Below are 5,275 nucleotides of genomic sequence, written 5' to 3'. Positions count from 1 at the left end.
CGACAACACTCTGGATCGCCAGTTTGACGTGGCTGCACCCTGCGAAACACCAAAAAAATTGACGATTAGCGTCAAACTTTGTCATTTTGCGGCGCACATTGTCAATTTCCAGCAAACAGTGTCCAATGCTGAGGTTGATCGAGCACCTTCTGGCCCCTGTGCATTATTCGGACACAGATTCACGGTAGCGGTTTAATAAGCAGCGGCATGAGGCCGTTGGCGTCGAGGTCGAGGCGATCGGACCAGACATAATCGCCGGTAAGATTGATGCGCTCCCAGCCCAGCGGCGACAGTCGGGACAGTATAGCTGGATCGATGGGACTTCCTCGACGGCGCATTTCATCGACGGCGCGACCGAGATAACGGCAGTTGAACAGGATGATCGCGGCGGTGACGAGGTTGAGCGCGGCCGCGCGGGTCTGCTGGTTTTCCAGGCCACGATCGCGAAAACGACCGAGCCGATGAAAGGCGACCGCCCGGGCCAGGCTGTTGCGGGCCTCGCCCTTGTTCAACTCGGCGGTAACGGTGCGGCGCAGCGCCGGATCTTCGAACCAGCGCAGCGTGAACAACGTGCGCTCGATCCGTCCGACCTCGCGCAACGCCGCGGCGAGGCTGTTCTGCTGGCGGTAGGCGGACAGCTTCTTCAAGATTAGCGAGGGCGTGACGGTGCGGTCGCGCATCGCGCCGATGACGCGCTCGATATCCGGCCAGTGGCTGACGATCAGGTCATGGTTAAGCCTGTGACCGAACAGCGGCGCGAGCCTGCCATAACGTTTCGGGGGTTCGAAGGCGTAGAGGCGACGATCAGAAAGGCGGGGGATGCGCGGCTCGAAATCCAGCCCAAGCAAGTGCATCGTCGCGAACACGATGTCGGAAACGCCGCCTCCGTCGACGTGCAGGGCGGTTAGATCGGCGTTGCTATTGTGACCGAGAATACCGTCGAGCGCATGGATCGCTTCTCCTGCCGTGCCGGCGATCACGGTCTGGTGCAGCGGGGCGTACCGGTCGGTGATGGTGGTGTAGATCTTGACCACCGGGTCGCGGCCATAATGCGCATTGACCGCCCCGCCGGCTTCTCCCGGTCCGCCCAAATAGAAGGCCTGGCCATCTGCCGACGCCCGGTGGCCCTGCCCGAACCAGGCTGCGATTGGCTCGGCGTGGATGGCGTCGGTCAGGCAGGCGAGCGCGGCACGAAAAGTCTCTTCGCGCATATGCCATGTCTGCATACGCAGCAGCGCGCGGCGTGAGCCTGCACCACATACCTCGGCCATGCGCGACAAGCCGAGATTGGTCGCCTCGGCAATCAGGGTAGCAAGGAAGGCCCGCTCGTCGGCGGGCGGCAGCCCGGTCGAGATGTGACCGAAATGCCGGGTGAAGCCGGTCCAGCGTTCGACCTGCGAGAGCACGTCGGTGATACGCGTGGCAGGCAGCATGCCGTAGCAGGCGAGCGTCAGGTGCCGCCCTTCGTCGTGTCCGGCATCATCGTCCTTCAGTTCCTTGGGAAAGCGCAATCGCTCGCCGGCGAACAGGGCGGCATCGCGCCGGTCCAGATTGCGGGCGACGTCGCGCAAGGCGCTGTCGAGTTGCGCGGCGCGCTGATCGAGCCATGCGTGTGGATCGCCGAGCGAGAGCGCTGGCTGTAGCGCGGTGCCGGTCGATGGCGCGAGCAGCACGTCCAGCGACCGGTGCATCCGTGAAGCCGGCACCCAGATATCGCCCGATGCCAGCGCATTGGCGAGCGCGCCGTAGGTCGCCATCTCCCAATGCGTCCGGTCGATCTTGCCGGCGACCACGACATGGCGGTGCCAGCGCCGTTCGACATGGCCGAGCGGAACGTCGGCGGGAAGCGGTTTGCGCCAGTCTCCATCGAGATCCGACAAGACCGCCATCGCATCGCGCAATGCCGTGGTGCCGGCCCGGCCGTGGAAACCGAGCGCTTGCAGGAATTGAGGCCCTGTCCGCTTGAAGGTTCGATATTCGGCTGCAATCTCACCCAACACATCATCCCTGTGAGGTGCGGCGGTACGACGGATGATCGCGGCATCGGCATCGAGCATGTCGAGGGGCATGATTGCGCTGAGGGCCGCAGCAATATCGTCACCGCCGCGCACCGCCCGACTGACCGTTTCCAGCACCGTGGCGATGCGCATCAGTCGGTCGCGCCCCTCGCGTCCCGAGATCGCGACCCGCTGTTCGAGACGTTTGCGAGCGCGAAGATGAGCGCGCCCCATCAAGGCGCCGAACATGGCGATCGCCGCATCGGTAAGCGTGGCCTCCAGCTCGCGCAGCGTGGCAAGCAGGATGACCCGCCGGCGGGCAGGTCGCATCTGTTGGAAAGCCTGGGCGGTATAACGCACACCTTCGCGGGCGAATTGCGTCAGGCGTGGTTCGTGTCGGGGGTCGATCGGAACACTGGAAATGCCGGTCCACCGGATCAGCGCAACCTTCTCGAGGATTGCGACGAGCGAGGCTGACGCGACGCGGGGTTCCGGTTCGCGCAGCCAGGACAAGCGGCTCTGTCGGTCATGCACCTTGTCGTCGACCAACGTGTCGAGGCGCTTGCGCATATCGGCATCGAGTTCCCTGTCGACTGCGGCGACCAGATCCGTTTCCGCCCGGTGCATCGCCTCGGCCGCCATCCGCTCGACTACGCTGATGCCGGGGATGACGATGCGACGCGTGCGCAGTTCGTCCAGCAGCTGATCGAGCAGAATGCGCCCGTCCACGATGGGCATGGCTTCGGTTTCCAGCCACGTCATTATCTTGGCGCGGGCCGGACGGCTCAGGTCGGTGAAGCCGAAGCGCGTCTTGATCGTGCCGAGCTGGTCGTAGCGGGTCGGCGTACGCCGCGCGAAATCGGCGATGACGCTCGCATCCACCCCAACCTGCTCGGCAATATGGTCGAGCATGATCGCAGGCAACAACTCGCCTGCGCGCAGATGCCGTCCCGGGTAGCGCAGGCAGCAGAGTTGCAGGGCATAGCCCAGTCGGGTTGCCGGCGTGCGGGCGGTGCCGATCGCGGCCAGGTCTTCGATGTCAAGACCATGATGTCGCACCACCGTCGCCTCGTTGTCGGGTAGCGCCAGCAATGCGGCGCGCTGCCGTTCGGTCATTGGAATGCGTGAAGGCATATTTTAACCTCAAAAACCTCTTGCCTTTCGACTGCTTAGTGAAAGAGGATTGTGAAAGGCGGAAGGCAGCGGAAATCCGTGCATGCTGTTTCCGCCTCCGGATACGGCCGTTTGTGAAAGAGGCAGGATGACCCGCGAACCCTATCTGATCGGTTATGCCCGCGTGTCGAAGGGCGAGGAGCAATCGAACGTCGCGCAGCGGCGGGCGCTCGATGCGGCCGGTTGCAAGCGGGTGTTCGAGGAAACCGCCAGCGGCGGACGTTGGGACCGACCGAAGCTTCTGGAGATGATCGGCCAGTTGCGTGACGGCGACGTCGTGGTCGTCTGGAAGCTCGACCGGCTATCGCGCAGCCTGAAGGACATGCTGCACATCATGGAGCGGATCGAAATGGCGGGCGCCGGCTTCCGTTCGCTGACCGAAGCGATCGACACTACCACGGCCGCTGGACGCATGATGATGCAGATGGTTGGCAGCTTCGCCGAGTTCGAGCGTGCGATGATCCGCGAACGCACTAGCGCCGGTCTCGCCCAGGCCCGCGCCGAAGGCCGGATCGGTGGGCGAAGGCGCAAGCTCGCCGAGAAGCAGCGCCGCGAGATTGCAGAATCCGTCGTCTCCGGTCGCAAGTCGGGTGCCGAAATGGCCCGGCTCTATGCAGTCAGCGAACCTACCGTCTCGCGGATAGTAGCGGCATATCGCCAACAGCGAGGAGAGTGACCATGAAACGCGGCCATGACCTGTCCAGTGTCATGAAATTCGCCACGTCGCCGGCCTGGGCGGAGCATCTGCAGGATGCACTCGCCGATCATCTCGGGCCGGCGATGGAGGAGTTCGAGTTCGAGTTCGACGAACTGGCCGACATCGTCGGCGACCATTGGGCGTTGGTGCTGTGGGGTTGCGCGTTCGAGGATCTCATGACGCGGGCCATCAATCCCAACGGACTGAACCTCGTGGACGAATATATTCGGCGCCGCGGTTGGAACGAGACCGGCCCGGCCAAGCTCTATATGCGCGCGCTGCGATCCTCGGTGATGAGCCTGTACGAGGTCAGCGAAATAGAGCCGGGCAGCGGCTTTCTTGTTCGCGATCTCATCCAGGGCGGTGAGCCGGTACGCGTGTCCGAGCGGAGCGCCTCACAGACGCTGAAAAGCTGGGACAAGATCGGCGCTCGGGTCGTAATGGCAGGCGGAAAACATGTCCTGTCGGGAGGAGTGCTCTCGTTCACGATGGAGGCTGCTGACTCGCTCATGTCTGGCCTTCGACATGCGGATGGAAAGCGCAGCCCGCGCGCCAAGATTGCGCTTGATGCCGACAGGTTGCGTGGTCTCCCGTCACTCATCAGCACAGCATGGCTATTCGACGTCATACCTCGGGCCATGGGCCTCATGACCGTACCAACCCTGCATAACAGCGATGGTGAGGAGGTCGTGTTCCACCGCGTGCGCTTTCCTTTCGCGCGTGGTGTTACCCAGACGCTGATCGGCGAACGGCTCGATGCGGTGCCAGCGCTGCAACGGGAAACCACGCATTTCTGGAACTGGCTGGGCGACAAGCCGGTGTCGAACGCGAAGGGCACGGGGCAAATGGCCTGGGGCGTGACGATGGCGGACGGCACGCCGGTACTCGGCAATATCGAACTGAAAGGCCGTGCCCTGATCCTCGCCGTCACCTCCGCCGAGCGCGCAGCGCGTGGTACCACGCTCATCAGCAACACGCTGGCCGACTTGATCGGTACGCCGCTCACGACGATCGAGACGATCGAACAGGCAATGGCCGCGCGGCGCGACACACCGCGTGAACCGGCACCGGCCATCGAGCCTGACGTTGCCGCCCCGCTCGTTCACGCCATGCTCGATCGTCAGTACCAGGCCACACTGGACGAACCCGTGGGCATGCTCGGCGACATCACGCCGCGTGCGGCTGCCCGAACCCTATCCGGACGCGAACGCCTGTCGGCATGGCTCAAGCATCTCGAAAACCGCAGCAGCGATCAATCGGATCCGAATGATCCGATGGCCACCTACGACTTTACCTGGATGTGGCGCGAACTCGGGATCGAGAACCTGCGACGGTGAGCACGCGCCGCCAGCATAATCGCGTGATTATCGCCTACCGTGAATCTGTGTCCGAATAATGCACAGGGGCC

At 63.6% G+C, this 5,275-nt stretch carries 4 protein-coding genes; 3 read left to right on the top strand and 1 reads right to left on the bottom strand.

Going from position 1 to position 5,275, the window contains the following annotated elements:
- A partial coding sequence (locus KAY22_RS24060; RefSeq protein WP_296625667.1) for a hypothetical protein occupies nt 1-196 on the top strand: 196 nt, incomplete at its 5' end.
- On the opposite strand, the gene KAY22_RS24055 is transcribed toward KAY22_RS24060, so the two are convergent.
- The gene (locus KAY22_RS24055) at nt 180-3,113 is read right to left on the bottom strand and encodes a Tn3 family transposase (RefSeq protein WP_296625666.1); all 2,934 of its coding nucleotides are present in this window, start codon (nt 3,111-3,113) and stop codon (nt 180-182) included. The two genes, KAY22_RS24060 and KAY22_RS24055, sit on opposite strands and share 17 nt — an antisense overlap.
- Nucleotides 3,114-3,258: 145 nt before the next feature.
- On the opposite strand from KAY22_RS24055, the gene KAY22_RS24050 reads away from it, so the two are divergent.
- Nucleotides 3,259-3,846, top strand: coding sequence for a recombinase family protein (locus KAY22_RS24050; RefSeq protein ID WP_159368172.1), 588 nt, complete (start codon nt 3,259-3,261; stop codon nt 3,844-3,846).
- Nucleotides 3,847-3,848: 2 nt separating this feature from the next.
- Nucleotides 3,849-5,204 (top strand): hypothetical protein, encoded by a 1,356-nt coding sequence (locus KAY22_RS24045; protein ID WP_159368171.1) that lies wholly within the window; start codon nt 3,849-3,851, stop codon nt 5,202-5,204.
- The last annotated feature ends 71 nt before the right edge of the window (nt 5,205-5,275 follow it).

It is taken from the genome of Rhizorhabdus sp. (assembly GCF_018006725.1).
GTDB lineage: Bacteria > Pseudomonadota > Alphaproteobacteria > Sphingomonadales > Sphingomonadaceae > Rhizorhabdus.
This window is presented reverse-complemented; position numbering and strand designations above follow the sequence as displayed.